The organism is Marinobacter sp. GH_1 (assembly GCF_048595985.1).
Lineage (GTDB): Bacteria > Pseudomonadota > Gammaproteobacteria > Pseudomonadales > Oleiphilaceae > Marinobacter > Marinobacter shengliensis.
The window spans coordinates 829,222-844,694 of sequence record NZ_CP184460.1 but is presented as its reverse complement, the minus strand read 5'-3'; the positions used below and the strand labels follow the sequence as shown (position 1 = coordinate 844,694).

At 55.2% G+C, this 15,473-nt stretch carries 15 protein-coding genes; 3 read left to right on the top strand and 12 right to left on the bottom strand.

Going from position 1 to position 15,473, the window contains the following annotated elements; all coding sequences use genetic code 11:
• Positions 1–3 precede the first annotated feature (3 nt).
• Positions 4–1,389, top strand: a complete 1,386-nt coding sequence (locus tag ACNSOI_RS03910) for a sigma-54-dependent transcriptional regulator (RefSeq protein WP_420195182.1) — start codon at positions 4–6, stop codon at positions 1,387–1,389.
• A gap of 109 nt (positions 1,390–1,498) precedes the next feature.
• Entirely contained in the window at positions 1,499–2,005 is a 507-nt protein-coding gene (locus tag ACNSOI_RS03905) for a GspH/FimT family pseudopilin (protein WP_420195181.1), read from the top strand.
• Positions 2,006–2,023: 18 nt separating this feature from the next.
• Here ACNSOI_RS03905 and ACNSOI_RS03900 read toward each other — a convergent pair whose 3' ends face one another.
• From ACNSOI_RS03900 to ACNSOI_RS03890, 3 genes are all read right to left on the bottom strand, one after another.
• Positions 2,024–2,302: a hypothetical protein gene (locus ACNSOI_RS03900; RefSeq protein WP_319634760.1), complete on the bottom strand. Its 279-nt coding sequence runs from the start codon at positions 2,300–2,302 to the stop codon at positions 2,024–2,026.
• 28 nt (positions 2,303–2,330) lie between these two features.
• Positions 2,331–2,735 (bottom strand): type IV pilin protein, encoded by a 405-nt coding sequence (locus ACNSOI_RS03895; protein ID WP_319634761.1) that lies wholly within the window; start codon positions 2,733–2,735, stop codon positions 2,331–2,333.
• 66 nt (positions 2,736–2,801) lie between these two features.
• Positions 2,802–4,814: a pilus assembly protein gene (locus ACNSOI_RS03890; RefSeq protein ID WP_420195180.1), complete on the bottom strand. Its 2,013-nt coding sequence runs from the start codon at positions 4,812–4,814 to the stop codon at positions 2,802–2,804.
• Between the two features lie 171 nt (positions 4,815–4,985).
• Between ACNSOI_RS03890 and ACNSOI_RS03885 the strand changes: the two genes are divergently transcribed.
• Complete coding sequence (locus ACNSOI_RS03885) at positions 4,986–6,287, top strand: IS1380 family transposase (protein WP_420194073.1); 1,302 nt, start codon at positions 4,986–4,988, stop codon at positions 6,285–6,287.
• Positions 6,288–6,359: 72 nt separating this feature from the next.
• Here ACNSOI_RS03885 and ACNSOI_RS03880 read toward each other — a convergent pair whose 3' ends face one another.
• The 9 genes from ACNSOI_RS03880 to ileS all read right to left on the bottom strand — a co-directional run bounded on the left by ACNSOI_RS03880 (position 6,360) and on the right by ileS (position 15,445).
• Positions 6,360–7,829, bottom strand: coding sequence for a hypothetical protein (locus ACNSOI_RS03880; RefSeq protein WP_420195179.1), 1,470 nt, complete (start codon positions 7,827–7,829; stop codon positions 6,360–6,362).
• 23 nt (positions 7,830–7,852) lie between these two features.
• Complete coding sequence (locus tag ACNSOI_RS03875; RefSeq protein ID WP_083557625.1) at positions 7,853–8,371, bottom strand: pilus assembly PilX family protein; 519 nt, start codon at positions 8,369–8,371, stop codon at positions 7,853–7,855.
• Positions 8,368–9,402 carry a PilW family protein gene (locus tag ACNSOI_RS03870; RefSeq protein ID WP_420195178.1) on the bottom strand — a complete coding sequence of 345 codons (1,035 nt, stop codon included), beginning with the start codon at positions 9,400–9,402 and terminating at the stop codon, positions 8,368–8,370. The genes ACNSOI_RS03875 and ACNSOI_RS03870 overlap by 4 nt, the downstream gene beginning before the upstream one ends.
• The gene (gene pilV, locus ACNSOI_RS03865; protein ID WP_319634765.1) at positions 9,399–9,887 is read right to left on the bottom strand and encodes a type IV pilus modification protein PilV; all 489 of its coding nucleotides are present in this window, start codon (positions 9,885–9,887) and stop codon (positions 9,399–9,401) included. The genes ACNSOI_RS03870 and pilV overlap by 4 nt, the downstream gene beginning before the upstream one ends.
• On the bottom strand, positions 9,872–10,360 hold the full coding sequence (locus ACNSOI_RS03860) for a GspH/FimT family pseudopilin (RefSeq protein WP_413639200.1): 489 nt from the start codon (positions 10,358–10,360) through the stop codon (positions 9,872–9,874). Before ACNSOI_RS03860 ends, pilV begins: the two co-directional genes overlap by 16 nt.
• Before the next feature lie 139 nt (positions 10,361–10,499).
• Positions 10,500–11,453 carry a 4-hydroxy-3-methylbut-2-enyl diphosphate reductase gene (gene ispH / locus ACNSOI_RS03855; RefSeq protein WP_420195702.1) on the bottom strand — a complete coding sequence of 318 codons (954 nt, stop codon included), beginning with the start codon at positions 11,451–11,453 and terminating at the stop codon, positions 10,500–10,502.
• Between the two features lie 190 nt (positions 11,454–11,643).
• Entirely contained in the window at positions 11,644–12,096 is a 453-nt protein-coding gene (gene fkpB, locus ACNSOI_RS03850) for an FKBP-type peptidyl-prolyl cis-trans isomerase (RefSeq protein WP_420195177.1), read from the bottom strand.
• A 5-nt stretch (positions 12,097–12,101) separates the two neighbouring features.
• Positions 12,102–12,626 carry a signal peptidase II gene (lspA, locus tag ACNSOI_RS03845; protein ID WP_106693200.1) on the bottom strand — a complete coding sequence of 175 codons (525 nt, stop codon included), beginning with the start codon at positions 12,624–12,626 and terminating at the stop codon, positions 12,102–12,104.
• Positions 12,626–15,445 carry an isoleucine--tRNA ligase gene (gene ileS / locus ACNSOI_RS03840; protein ID WP_420195176.1) on the bottom strand — a complete coding sequence of 940 codons (2,820 nt, stop codon included), beginning with the start codon at positions 15,443–15,445 and terminating at the stop codon, positions 12,626–12,628. The genes lspA and ileS overlap by 1 nt, the downstream gene beginning before the upstream one ends.
• Positions 15,446–15,473 lie beyond the last annotated feature (28 nt).

The window sequence follows — 15,473 nt, the reverse complement described above, 5'->3', positions numbered from 1 at the left end:
ATAATGACACACCAAACAGCGCTGATTGTTGACGACGAACCGGATATCCGGGACTTGCTGGAAATCACCCTCACCCGCATGGGGATTACCACCTACACCGCACCGGACCTGACTACAGCCCGGGCCTTGCTTGAACAACACAAGCCCCAGCTGTGCCTCACCGACATGAACCTGCCCGATGGCAATGGCATAGACCTGGTGCACTGGATTCAGCAGCACGCCCCCTGCACGCCGGTGGCCGTGATCACCGCTTACGGCAACATGGACACGGCTATCGAATCCCTGAAAGCCGGCGCTTTCGACTTTGTCTCAAAACCCGTGGAACTGCCCCGCTTGAGGGAACTGGTGAACAGTGCCCTGAAGCTGAGTGAACCCAGAAACCACGACACTGCCGAAACCGACGAGCCGGGGCTTCTGCTCGGTGAGTCTCCACAAATCCGCAAGCTGCGAAACCAGACCCGTAAGCTGGCCCGCAGCCAGGCGCCGGTGTTTATCAGCGGCGAATCCGGCAGTGGTAAAGAGCTGGTCGCCCGCATGATCCACATGCAGGGGCCAAGGGCCGATGGCCCCTTTATTGCCGTTAACTGCGGCGCCATCCCTTCGGAACTGATGGAAAGCGAGTTCTTTGGCCACAAGAAAGGCAGCTTTACCGGTGCGGTCGAAAACAAGGAGGGCCTGTTCCGGAGCGCCAACGGCGGCACCCTGTTCCTGGACGAAGTCGCCGACCTGCCTCTGGCCATGCAGGTAAAGCTGCTGCGCGCCATTCAGGAAAAAGCCGTGCGACCCGTGGGCGACACCAAGGAAGTGCCGGTGGATATCCGCGTACTCAGCGCCACCCACAAAAACCTGCCGGAACTGGTACAGGAAGGCAGTTTCCGTCAGGATCTGTTCTACCGTATTAACGTGATTGAACTGGCGGTACCGCCTCTGCGCGAGCGGGCGGAAGACATTTCCCTGCTGGCCGACCATATTCTGCAGCGCATCGCCCGAGAGTACGAATGCGATCCGGCCAAACTAACGCCAGCCGCAATAGATCGCCTGCAGGGATACGATTTCCCCGGCAACGTGCGGGAACTGGAAAATATTCTGGAGCGGGCGTTTACGCTGTGTGATGAAGATTTGATTGATGCGGCTGATTTGCATCTGGGTGGTGGTGCTATCCCCGGAACCCCGGTATCGGAGCGCAGCTCTGACACCGGCACATCGGAGGCTCCGGCTCCTGTGCCTGAGGGGGAGATAGACCTGGAGGGCTTCCTGGAGAACATCGAGCGGCAGGCGATTGAGAAGGCGCTGGAGGCAACCCGGTGGAACAAGACGGCGGCGGCCAAGAGGCTGGGGATCAGTTTTCGGGCGTTGAGGTATCGGTTGAAGAAATTGGGGATGGAGTAATTCCAGCTAGGCCAAACTGGTTCACAGATTTACTCAGCATCGAACTATAGCATTTGCCGAATACATGATCGGAAGGATCCGGTCTCTCACACAAACGCAAGGAAGCACCATGAACGCTCGCTTCTCAGGGTTTACCCTGCTCGAACTACTTGTCAGCCTAATCGTACTCACAACGCTTATCACAATGGCTTATCCAAGCTTCTCTGGCTTGATACAGAAAAGCAAACACCAATCCGAAGTCCGTGAACTCTATCAAGCCCTTCAGTTTGCGAGATATACCGCGATTTCGCACAACGCCTTGGTGACGATTTGTCCGATACACGAGAACAAATGCACCAACAATTGGAATGAGCCCCTTGGAGTATTTCTGGATCCCCTAAATCAGAAAGAGATCACGAACGAAGAATTCCTAAAAAAGATGCTCCCAGCACCAAAGCACAATAAGTTACTAGCTTTCCCGACCACCAAAAACTTCTTTCAGTTTCGGGGTACCGGAGAAACCAAGGGGACACCTGGGCGGATTGAAGTTACCCTTAATGCCCGGGAAGACATAGAGCGCTCCAGAAGCAAAATTATCGTCAGCTGGAGCGGGAGGCCTCGCATTGTTCATGAATAACCAATAAACAATGAACGCTTACAACGACTCGATCATCTGCCATTGAACGATCTGTTTTTGCTGGTTGCGACCAACTTCAGTTTCAATCACCAGATTTCGACCCGGAGTTATATCAGACAGCGTATAACGCTTATCTTTGCTCTCAACTGCTGAGGGAGAAAAGTGGAAGTATTCACCTGAAGCAACAACGACTCTGGTAACAGCGACGGAGTCCGCGTTTTCCACCACCACAACTCGCTCATTAGCTAAAGCAAGGGGGGAAAACAGCATTAGAACCAGTATGAATATTTTTTTCATGAACAGTACTCCTGAACCATTTATACGCTTACCAACACCCTGTTTCATCTGCCTCGCGCTGCCCGGTATGACTCAAGGCCAGCGTTCCGCACGCATCAGCAGTCTGGGCGCCTTGAGGTGTTGCGGTGATTCGGAACGTTGTTGTCGAGGAGTTATCGCCATCCAGGGCAAATGAATACCTATCATCCATATTGCTTTCTGTTGTGCAGCCCCGCACAGGTAACGCTGCCGGATAACTCATGGACGCTGTAAACTGCCGCTCCATCGCCTGCGCCAGTTCAATCACGCAGCCCGCGGCCGTTGTTCGGTATGAATTGAGCACATATCGCTGATAAGAAGGGTAAGCGATGGCAGCAATAATCCCGATAATCGCCACCACAATCATCAACTCGATCAGGGTGAATCCCTGATGGTGACGCCGTTTTAAAACCATAACCTAATACCTCGAAAATGATAAAAGAGCGACCCTGATAGCTGGCCGCTCCTTGCCCTGACTTGATTACCGCAACTGACGCCAGAATTGACGGCCAGCACCATCCCGCGATTCATCAGGGAGTTCCCAGACGTCACCGGTTGAGCCAACCACGAACTTGTATTCGCGATCACTCAACTGATGATCTTCAACCACTGCAGGAATCGTTGGGATACCAACTGGTGAACGAATACCGCTGGCTGGAACCAGACCCAGACCAGGCACATTAACAAAGCTCTCTTCACCGAAGCCGTCGCCACTGAGGTCCCACGGTGACTGGCTCAAGCGAGCACCGTTGAAAGCATCTATTTCCATAATCCAGCCAGTGCCGTCACCCGGTTCACAAGGGTTGGGATTTGGCTCAGGTATCAAGGTTGCAAATACGGCTCTGCTGCCTCGGATAATCGGGTTCTGCACCAGTCGTTCGCCATTGTTCTGGCCATCATAGATAAGATCAAGCCTCCAACCTTTTCTATTACTACCAACAACAAGATCCGTAGATACCCGGACATCAAAGCCGTGCTCCGTCCCCTCATAGATAATTGACTGCTCGATCAAGTCCGACCGAGCAACGGTATCGTCTTCATCGCGAATACCGTAGAGAGACTGAGTGGGAACATTCGCTACAGCATTATCACCAACTTCAAAATACTTACCTGTGCCAAAGACCAGATGAATAATGCCAGAAGAGTCTCTTGCCGCATTGGGGCGCACGGTGATTGGCTGCTTTTGCCCTTCCGGTGACACCGCTTTGAACAGCGGACCATCATTGCCTCCAGACCTGAGTTTATTGATCACTCCCCACTGACCAGGGCCCTTGGGGTCAAGATCATAGCGCCAGAGATTGCCCTCTAAATCACCAGCGTAAATCCGGTCTATCCTTCGATCGCCAGTTACATCAAGCGGCAATGGTTCAAACATCGCGTTACCGGATGGGTTGGACCCTGTCGGCGTCCAGGTGGTGATCTCCTCACCGGTCAATGTATTTAGAATAATCAAAGATGCCCGGTTATTAACGCTGTCGTACCCGTTGGGAATAACCGTTATCCATTCGCCGCTTGCGGCTTTGCCAAGAATAGGGTCTCCCAGAACATAACCAAGATTATCGTTATGAGATGCATCGATTTCCCACAAAACTTCCTGGGAATCTATGTCGATAGCAACAACTGCCTTGCCGCCTGCACCCAGACTAGCAACCAGGATTCGACGCCAGTTGGTACCATCATAGACATGGCCAATGCGCGGAGAGCCGTCAAAATAATACTCTCGATCATAATTTTGCTTGGCAAGATTGGGGAGACGAGACATTAGCGCATTGGGAACATACGAGAATACCTCTTTGCCACCATCAGCGGAGCAACCGTCAGAAGCCGCAGTTTCGCCAGAGCGACAAGGCAACCGGGCATCAAACACATGCAGCATGCCGTTATTGGAAGCCACGGCGAGTAAAGGAGCTTTGGCGCGATTAGCATCCAGAAACGCATTATACTTGGCTCCGCCCTCAGTCTCTGGGAATAACTGATAGTTAAAATTCTGGTTTCGAATATACAACGGGCTGGAATTAACGATGTCACCTAGCACTCGTGTCCGCCGGCGAAGATCGTCAGACTCAGCTCCCTCGTTGGATTGATCCCCGCGCAACCACCCAACGAGATCATCTACATCAATCCCACCAGCAGAAAGTACGGAGATCTGAGCGGCACTGAGGCCACTCCCAGAAGTTGTAAAGGACTTAGTATCACCCTTGGCCCAGTCAACAGATCCAGTTGCGGAGCTATCCGGAACCCATGTCAGTATATTCCGACTTGATGGGGCTGGTAATTTATCCTCGGCATTCCAAGCCGGAGATTCATCTAACAAAGAATCTTCATCCGATTCTCTTCGATTAACCCTGTAAGCCTTTAGCTCACCAGTCCAGTCACGAGAGTCGAAGCCCGCAACAAAAATAGCTGTATCTGTCTGGAGACTGGTTGAACTTGCTGCTGCTGAAGCAGCGCTTCCCCTCGCTTCCTGCACGATCTGCGAGAATATTTCGTCCATTATATTTTTAAGCTCTGCCTCTGAAGAAGCGTCATAAGCGCTTCCAGTACCGCCCTTTTCAGCCAGAAGATCTAGCCCGGATTTCTCATGACGGGATAAAAGAAAGCGGCTGAAAGTGCTATGATTTCAAGAGCCTAACCAATCCACCAAGCACCAACAGCCGCTTCCAAAATGGTACCTGAAAAACTGACCTTCTCGCCACTCTCTCGCCGTCAAATTGAAGCCGACTTCTCCGGTGGCCACATTACCTCCGATGCCGGATTGCTCCTACTTCGCGAAGTCGACAAACAACACCAGCTCACTCAGCGCCTGGCTACGGTTCTGAACGATGCCCGTAATCCGGTACTGGTTCGCCACAAGCTTCAGACCATGATCCGGCAGCGGGTCTTTGGCGTGGCCGCCGGGTACGAAGACCTGAACGATCACGAGGCGCTACGCACTGATCAGGCACTTCAGACCGCGACCGGTGAAGATGCCATTCTGGCGGGCAAATCGACCTTGTGCCGCATGGAACAGCGCGTGGACCGGCAGGCGGTGGTCAAAGCCCACGAACTGCTGTGGCATCACTTCATTGAACAGCACGAGACTCCACCCAAGGAAATTGTGCTGGATTTTGATGGCACCGATGTTCCGGTGCATGGCGACCAGCCCGGCAAGTTCTTTAACGCCTACTACGATCACCATTGTTACTTCCCACTGTACGTGTTCTGCGGTCGCCATCTGCTGGTGAGCTACCTGCGCACCAGCAACCGAAGCGACAGCCGCCACAGCTGGGCCATTCTGGCCTTGCTGGTGAAGTTCATTCGGCAGTACTGGCCGGATACCCGCATCGTGTTCCGGGGTGACAGCGGCTTTTACCGTCCCCGATTGCTGAGCTGGTGCGACCGGAACAACGTGGACTATCTGGTCGGCATCAGCAAGAACAGCCGGCTGCTCAAGGAGGTAGACGTACCCTCGATGCTGGTTCGCAAGGCTCACAACGAACTGGGTGAAAAAGTCTCCGCCACCTACCGGTTCCAGTACCAGGCCCGAACCTGGAAACACCCCCGCTGGGTGATCGCGCGTCTGGAGGAAGGCGAACTGGGTGCCAACCCCAGGTTCATTATCAGTTCCCGTTACGACGACGGCGTTAAACTCTACTACGAGCAATACTGTGCCCGGGGTGACATGGAAAACCGGATCAAGGATCAGCAGTTGTGTCTGTTCGCAGATCGCACCTCCAGCACGCGGTGGTGGACCAATCAGTGGCGGTTGCTCCTGTCGGGCTTTGCCTACACGCTGTTCGAGCGATTACGGGCCCACTTGAAGAAGACGCCCTTCGAGAGAATGAGCGCCAGTAACCTGCGGCTGAAGCTGATCAAGGTGGGCGCGGTCATCATTCGCAACACTCGGCGCATACGGGTGTTGATGAGCGATGCCTATCCTTACAAAGACGAACTCTCTGACCTGGTGCGTCAACTGGTTCCGGGATAGAAGCCCGGGCTCCCCCGGCCCGACTCAATGGGGGAAAGGGGGCCGTGTGTCCGGACAACAGGAATTGATCGATTATTGATCAGTCACGGCCGCCAATGAGCGGTAATGGCGGTAACCCGCACAGTCTGCGAGACTTGCTGGGGACCTATGAGAAATCCGGGCTAGCGGGTTACCAGTTGGGAAGTCAGTTTGACCTGCAAACAAACCGCCTACGCCAGGCGGCATAGCAAACCCAATCACATAGAGAGGAATATCTGTATCGTCATGGAATGTTGCAACCGCGTCTGCAGCCTGTCTCACAGCCTGCACCGGATTCTGTCCTAGAGGCGTCCCATCAGAACTTACCGACGGCAAACCATCAGTTATCCAAATAGCCGCATTAGCATCGCAACTCTGTGGTATGGCGGCCCTATTCGCTCTTCCTTGAGCATTGTTAAAGTACGTACGTTCACCCAAAAAGTAATCGCGGGCGGTCAGCATTGTACCCTCGAGCGGCGTTAATCCTGCAGCGACAAGTGGCCAGGATGAATCCGTCATGGGGTTACCGGATCCATTCCAATCCACTCTCTGCGGTTGCAGCTTGGTGCGCAAACGATCCCAATGGTTTGAGTCCAGAGTGCCGTCAGCATTTCGCCCGCCGATTGGAACATGCAAATAGCCAAGACCTGGCGCTGTAGTGCTTCTCCACTCCACCTGATTAAGTGGAAGGAAAAGCACACTCCTCCCCCAAGAGCTAATGCCCCGCTGCCTCAGGATATCTGTCATATAGATATCCACCGTGCCAAGGTTCGTCAACCCACCAGAACTGGTCATTTGTGACCAGGTGTGCCGGAACCATTCGGGCGGGTCATTCGCAGTATCTCGAGTATTGGTCTCTTCGGTAAACAAAACCCTGTCACTCGTTGGCAGCCCATTCGTGCCGTCAGCGGTATTCCAATCGTAACCAACTACCCCTGTATTGAAGAAAACCCATCGATTCCCTCCGCGTGGGTCCGGTATACGATTAGTTTTTGTATCTGAGTTCCAGGCCTGCTCGGTCCCGGGTGCATACCAACTGGGATTGGCGTTATTGGAATAGCGAACATCCAACAAGCGCTCCACCAATCGCCAACGGACGGTACCCCCGGAATTAAAATCTTCCCTTCTAGTGCTTGCGGGGCTTTGTTGATAGGACAGCAATCCCAGATTTATCTGGTCCATATAATCGTCTATCAAAGCCAACCCAGTGCGCTTAACAATACTTGCCTTACTTTGCGTGTTTGCTGCACCGGCTACACACACGGAGGGATTTGTAATCTGTCCCGGCGTGCAGCTTGAAAAGTCTAATGCCACCCGGCCGTCAATTAGTCCCTCCTGCATACTCTCAGAGGTATCCGGAATAAGCAGAACGTTCGGAGGCAACCCCTCCCCCGTCAAAAACAAAGGTTTTTGGGCGACGGCAGCATAAGCAGTGGCTGACGAAAGCGTTACCGATGCCATCAATGCGCTAGCGAACATAACGCCCAGCTTTCGGGCACCGGCAGATAATTTAAATTTGTTCATAGTGAGCACTCCGTTGAGTTGACTCAAAGTCGAGACGCAGACTGCAAGATAACAATCGAGTTTTCCGTACCACCCTGGCCTATGACGGTAATTCGGAACAGGCTTGGCAGGGGGGGTTGGTCAGCCACCAGATTCGGGGCTTGTGGCAGTTCTTCGATAACGAACCTTGGGCTGGCGAAGAGTTCGTAATCATAATCATCCGATGAGATATTCAGATCGAAATCGTACACAGAGCCTGCGTTGCCGGTGTCGTTGAAGAACGTAATCCAGGCATCAGGGTTTCCAGGGTTATCACGTTCCGATATTGCATTGCGGAATCCGCCGGCCCTAAGTTCGCGCTCGCCCTCGGACATTGCGGCCTCAGCAGCTTGGAACGCCATGTTCCGGTCTACCATATTTCCAGTCATCCGCTCTTGCAGAACAGAGTTCCTGGCTCCAGCGAGGGCAAGAATTGTTAAAATGAACAGCAGCAGCAATGAAATGATTAGCGCTGAACCTTTCTGACTTTCACTTTTCTCAAAAATATCGAAAGCACCCATCATAGCACCATATTTCTAACAGCAACCGTGGTGGTGAATACCTGATAAAGACGGTTATCAGGGGCATTAAATAGTGAATCCCGGAACAACAACCCCGTTTGCGCGGTTTCTAATATCTGGCCCTCTTCACCGCTATAGGCAAGAAGATGAATCCTTATCGTTGCTGCCTGTTCCCATTGGTTCGCAGTCATACTTTCATGATTAACGTACTGGTTAACACGACCATTTCCGTTGCTGTCGATACCATATTCCAACCGCATGTCGTACACACCCTCAACGACTTCATCCAGATCGCCTCGGGACAAGACATAGAGACTGGGAATCCCTGCCGGATTATTTCGGATGTAATAACTGGAGCTCGCCATCTCAAACACTTCGATCGGTCCGAAGAATGCGGAGTAAACACCACGAGCCTGGGAGACGCTCAAATTGCCGGGAGTATCGTTGGTCGAACGCTGCAAATTGCTGGAATTCTGTGCCGATCCTGTTTGAAAAAGATCACAGGTATACCCGTCGGCACCTACCACGGTGATAATCGTCCCTTTGGCGATACCATTATTACTGGTCAAGTTGATTGGTGGAATCTGGCCACCACCTCCCGCGGATCCATTCCCTGAAGCCTCCAGATTCAAATCAAGTCTACGGGCTCCGTTGATGGTCAAAACGTGGCCTCTAACATGTCCGCCCAGATCATCCGGATCTATGAAAGAGAAAGGCTCGGAACCAGCCATACTGGCTGCATCGTAACCCGTTCCACTGGGATCAAGCAGATTGTTCACGGAACCAGCCGGGCAGCCATTCATGCCGGCCTCTCGGGCCTGACGGCTCAATATCTCTACCGCAAACCGGCCTGTCTCCTGGACTCGCGCTAGTGCTTCCTGGGTACGATTGGTTTGCTGTGTTCCCAGGAATATGTTGATTACACCAGCAATAAGCAGTAGCCCAAGCAATACTGCAATCATTAGCTCTATGAGGGATAATCCAGCCTGCTTCGACTTGGACAGATTTGACGGTGCGAAGGTTGAAATGCTCACAATGCCGTCCTCGTGACAAACGTTTCTGTATCGGTACCGCCAGAGCGACCATTGGTCCAACGCACGCGTATTGTTGCAATGCCCGACCCGCCGTCGACGTCTACGGCCCCACGCCCCTCCGTTAGGGCGCATGCCAAGGCAATTTGCCAGGATTCGAGATCATCCTCTGCAACGGTTCCTCCTCCCTGGGGCACGCCACAAGTGACAGCATCTCCGAATGAAGAGTTATAGTCCCCATCGAGAGCCGCCCTTTTGTTCGCGCGCAGACGGTCTGTCATATCGTAGGCAAGACTGGTTGCCTGGGAGCGCATATAAGACTGCTGATTACCCACTAAGGAGTTCGCCTGCAGCGACGCAAGCCCCAATAGGCCTATTGCCAGAATGAGCACAGTAATGAGTACTTCAATCAGTGAGAAACCTTTCTGCATCACGGGCCTTGAACCGTGGAGATAACCCGAGGCTTGAAACTTTATGTTGTCGGACATTCGTCCCTCCGAGCCACGCTGATAGCGCCAGACGCCCCAACCAACAACACTCTGTCATCTGAAGAGCTCGCGCCTGAAAGATGAATACATTCGATCGCATTAGCTCTATTGCCCAGGGCCGCGAATGTAACCCTGTTGAGACTGGCTGGCTTTGTTGTCATAGTCGGCCCGGCGTCCGGCGCATCCCATACCCGAAGGATGGTTCCTGTACAGGCCGCCCCCTCTCGGACTGACCAGCCGCCCTCCCATCCACTTGCTGCTGCGCAGACAGAGACAGGAGCTCCCCGTTTCACGGCTTCACTGCGGGCCAGGTTCAAGGCAGCGACCATTTCGTTGGCCAGACCAGTCATTCGATTACTCTCAGCAAGATTACGAAAACTCGGCACTGCAACCGTTGTCACAATGACAAGCACAGCTAAGGTGACGAGGAGCTCAATGAGCGTAAAACCCCGGTGTTGAATCAGCGGTGACATTGATTACTCCATTATTAACCCAATTTCATTCTAGGCAGGGGGACTGAAGGGTGCAGTATTGAGATGACAAACGGTTATTGCACAGGGATAAGCGGGATGCTTTAGGAAAAAGTGTGACGTAGCTCAACTGTGATTGAGGTCAACTGACCTCAACCACATCAATCCGCAACTCCTTAGGCATGGAAAACACAATATTTTCCTCCCTGCCCGCCACTTCCTGAGGCTCTTCCCCACCCAGCTCCTTCAGCCGGCTAATCACATCCGCCACCAGCACTTCCGGTGCCGAGGCACCTGCCGTTACACCGACGGCCTGTTTGCCTTCCAGCCATTGCGGATCAATCTGGGCAGCTTCGTCGATCAGGTAGGCTGGGGTGCCCATACGTTCGGCCAGTTCCCGCAGGCGGTTGGAGTTGGAGCTGTTGGGGGAACCAACAACGAGCATCAGGTCGCAGTCTCCGGCCAACTGCTTGACGGCATCCTGGCGGTTCTGGGTGGCGTAGCAGATGTCGTCCTTGCGGGGGCCTTCGATGTCCGGGAATTTGGCGCGCAGGGCGTCGATCACTCGGGCGGTGTCGTCCATGGAGAGGGTGGTTTGGGTGACGTAGGCCAGGCGGCTGGGGTCTTTCACTTCCAGCTTTTGCACGTCGGCTTCGTCTTCTACCAGGTAGATGTCGCCGCCGTTGCTGTGGTCGTACTGGCCCATAGTACCTTCTACTTCCGGGTGGCCGTGGTGGCCGATGAGGATGCACTCGCGGCCGTCGCGGCTGTAGCGCATGACTTCCATGTGGACTTTGGTGACCAGCGGACAGGTGGCGTCGAACACTTTCAGGCCGCGGCGGGCGGCTTCGTTCTGTACTGCCTGGGACACGCCGTGGGCGCTGAAGATGACCAGTTTGTCGTCTGGCACTTCGTGCAGTTCGTCAACAAAGATGGCCCCGCGGTTGCGGAGGTTGTCGACGACGAATTTGTTGTGGACGACTTCGTGGCGTACGTAGATGGGGGCGCCGAATACGTCGAGGGCGCGGTTTACGATTTCTATGGCGCGGTCTACGCCGGCACAGAAGCCACGGGGGTTAGCGAGTCGGATTTGCATCATCTTGCCTTTGGAGTTTCCGCCTGGTGGAGTTGGTCGCCCGCGTGCTGCGGGGAGGAGCTTTCAGGGACACGCTGTGAATACGTCCGTGTACGCTTGACTGCAGCATTCCTGCTGCAGACAGTCCCTGAAAGCTCCTCCCCGCATCCCGCTATATTCGAGTTAGCTGTTCAGGGCCGCGCCTTGGCCATCAATGCGTAGGCCCAGCCGGCTCCACATCAATGATCTTCACTTCAAAGTTCAGTGTATGCCCTGCCAGCGGGTGATTAAAGTCCACATCCACCTGATCACCTTCCACCCGTTTGATCACACCGGGCAGCTCCTGCTGGCGCGCGTCGGCGAAAGACACCACCACGCCGGGCTCCAGCACCATGTCGGCGCTGAATTCGTGGCGTTTGAAGGTCTGTACGTTGCTGGGGTTGTGCTGGCCGAAGGCTTTTTCCGGTGGCACCTGGAAGGTTTGGTGGTCGCCGGCTTTCAGGCCCATTAAGTAGGCCTCGAAGTTCTCCGGCAGGTTTTCGTCGCCGATTTCCAGGGTGGCCGGTTCTTTATCGAAGGTGGTGTCCACGGTTTCGCCATCCTCAAATTTGAGGGCGAAGTGGAGTTTTACGCGGGTTCCCTTGTCGATAGGTAGGTCTTTCATGGGAATCAGTTGCTCCGGTTGGCATCGCCGCTGTCGTCAGCGGGTTTGCGGAATGCGTCGAGTATCATCATGGCGGCACCGATGGTGATGGCGGTGTCGGCCAGGTTGAAGGCCGGGAAATGCCAGTCCTGCCAGTAGAAGTGCAGGAAGTCCACCACGTAGCCATGCACTACCCGGTCGTAGACGTTACCAAGGGCGCCACCAAGGATGAGTACGATGGCGATGGCCATCCAGGTTTCGTGGCTCTGGAGTTTTCTGAGCCAGCCTACCAGTACCACGCTGACCACGATGGCCAGGGTTACGAAGAACCAGCGCTGCCAGCCGGCGGCATCCGCCAGGAAGCTGAAAGCAGCGCCCGTGTTGTGCAGCAGGGTCAGGTTGAAGCTGGGCATCACCGGTACGGGGTTGCCGTAGGTGAGCATGGCGGTGGCGAGGGCTTTGGTGCCCAGGTCCAGGGCTATCACCAGCACCGCCAGCCACAACCATTTTAATTTGCTACCCACACGGGCTTCAGTCATCACAGCGTCCATCAGGCGTAGGCGCGGGTTTCGCCCGGGCCTTCCACGTTGGTGACGCAGCGGCCGCACAGGTCGCTGTGCTGCTCATTGGCACCCACATCTTCGCGGTGGTGCCAGCAGCGTTCGCACTTGGCGTGGGCAGCCGGCTGCACTTTCACCAGCAGGCCTTCCAGGTTGGTTTGCTCGGCGCCCGTCGCTTCGCTCACCGGTTTCACGGTAGCTTCTGAGGTAATCAGTACAAAGCGTAACTCTTCGCCCAGGTGGTTCAGGCGCTCGGCCAAACTACCTTCGCAGTACAGGGTGACTTCGGCACTCAGAGAGCCTTTGATCTCGCCACGGGCACGGGCTTCTTCCAGGCATTTGTTGACGGCTTCTTTCACCGCGTAGATCTCGCGCCAGTAATCGCGGCCTAGCTTGAAGTCGTCCGGCAGTGCGGTCAGGCCTTCGTACCAGGTTTCGTAGAACACGGTGTCGCCGCGCTTGCCTGGCAGGTGCTGCCAGATTTCATCGGCGGTGAAGCTCAGGATCGGCGCAATCCAGCGCACCAGCGCTTCGGCCACATGATAGAGCGCCGTCTGGCAGGATCGCCGGGCCAGGCTGTCGGCCTGGGTGGTGTACTGGCGGTCTTTGATGATGTCCAGGTAGAAACCGCCCAGGGTGGCCTCACAGAAGTTGTACACTTTCTGGTAAATTTTCAGGAAGGCGTAGTTGCCGTAGTCTTCGTGCAGTTCGTTCTGCAGCTGCAGGGCACGGTCCACCATCCAGCGGTCCAGGGCAATCATGTCTTCCGGCGCTACCATGTGCTGCTCCGGATCAAACCCGGTCAGGTTGCTCAGCAGGAAGCGGGCGGTGTTACGGATACGGCGATAGCCGTCTGCCGTCTGGCGCAGGATGTCCTTAGAGACGCTCATTTCACCGCTGTAGTCGGTGGCGGATACCCACAAGCGCAGGATGTCGGCACCCAGTTCGTTCATCACTTCCTGTGGCGCGATCACATTGCCCATGGATTTGGACATCTTGTAACCTTTGGCGTCCACGGTGAAGCCGTGGGTCAGCACCTGCTTGTACGGGGCCACGCCGTTCATGGCGATGGAGGTTTTCAGGGACGACTGGAACCAGCCACGGTGCTGGTCAGAGCCTTCCAGGTACATGTCGGCCGGGAACTGGCCCAGCTCTTCACGTACCCGCAAAACCGAGTCGTGGGTGACGCCAGAATCGAACCATACGTCCAGGGTATCCAGCACCTTCTCGTACTGGTCGGCGTCTGCGCCTAGCAGTTCGCTCTGATCCAACTCGTACCAGGCGTCAATGCCGCCGGCCTCAACCGCCTGAGCGACTTTCTCGAACAGTTCCTGGGTGTCGGGGTGCAGTTCCTGGGTTTCCTTGTGGATAAACAGGGTAATCGGCACCCCCCAGGTACGCTGACGGGAGATACACCAGTCGGGGCTCTGCTCGAACATGGCTTCAATGCGATTCTGGCCCCAGCCCGGAACCCAGCGGACGCCTTTGATGGCCTCCAGGGCATCGGCACGCAGGTTGAGCTTGTCCATGCTGATGAACCACTGGGGCGTGGCCCGGTAGATCAGCGGGGTTTTGGTACGCCAGCAGTGCGGGTAGCTGTGGCGGAATTTCTCCGAACGTACCAGCTTACCTTCACGCTCCAGCGCGCTGCACACCGGCTCGTCGGCCTTGTATACGTGTACACCGGCAAACTCGCCAGCAGCTTCGGTGTAGGTGCCGTCGGCTTTAACCAGATTGATGGTGCCAATGCCGTAGGCTTTGCCTACTTCAAAGTCTTCCATGCCGTGGTCTGGTGCGGTGTGCACAGCACCGGTACCGGCATCCAGGGAAACGTGGTCGCCCAGTAGCACCGGAACCTGTTTGTCATACACCGGATGGTGCAACAGCTGGTTTTCCAACGCGGCACCGGCCACATTGGCCAGCACCTGATAATCTTCCACGCCCCAGCGGGCCATGATGCCCTGCACCATGTCGGTGGCCAGGATCATGCGCTCCGGGCCGTTGCCGGCATCCAGCTGCACCAGGGCGTATTCAAGATCGGCGCCGATGGACACCGCCTGGTTGGCGGGAATGGTCCAGGGAGTAGTGGTCCAGATCACCAGGGATACATCACCCTGGCCGCCGTCGGTTCCGAAGGCTTTGAGGACTGCGTCCTGATCCACGGCGGTGAAGCGCACGTCGATCTGGGTCGAGGTTTTATCCTGGTATTCAACTTCGGCTTCTGCCAGTGCGGACTGACCAACCACACTCCAGTAAACCGGCTTGAATCCGCGCACCAGGTGGCCCTTGGCCACGATCTTGCCCAGCGCCCGCACAATGCCCGCTTCAACTTTCGGGTCCATGGTCAGGTAGGGCTTGTCCCACTCGCCCATCACACCCAGTCGAATAAAATCGGCTTTCTGGCCTTCAACCTGCTTGATCGCGTAATCACGACAGGCCTGGCGGAAGGTTTTGTAATCCACCTTCACGCCGGCTTTGCCGATTTCCTGCTCCACCTTGTGTTCGATGGGCAGGCCGTGGCAATCCCAGCCGGGCACGTAGGGTGCGTCATAGCCCATGAAACTGCGGGATTTCACGATCATGTCTTTCAGAATCTTGTTGACCGCATGCCCGATGTGAATGCTGCCGTTGGCGTAGGGAGGGCCATCGTGCAGGATGAACTTTTCCCGGCCTTCACGCTGCTTGCGCAGGTTGCCGTATACGTCCAGGTCCTGCCAGTGCTTGAGCATGTCCGGCTCACGCTTGGCCAGGTTGCCGCGCATGGGGAACGCGGTTTCCGGCAGATTCAGGGTATGCTTGTAGTCGCTCATGTTTGTGTGCGTACTCTTTGGTTGGTCA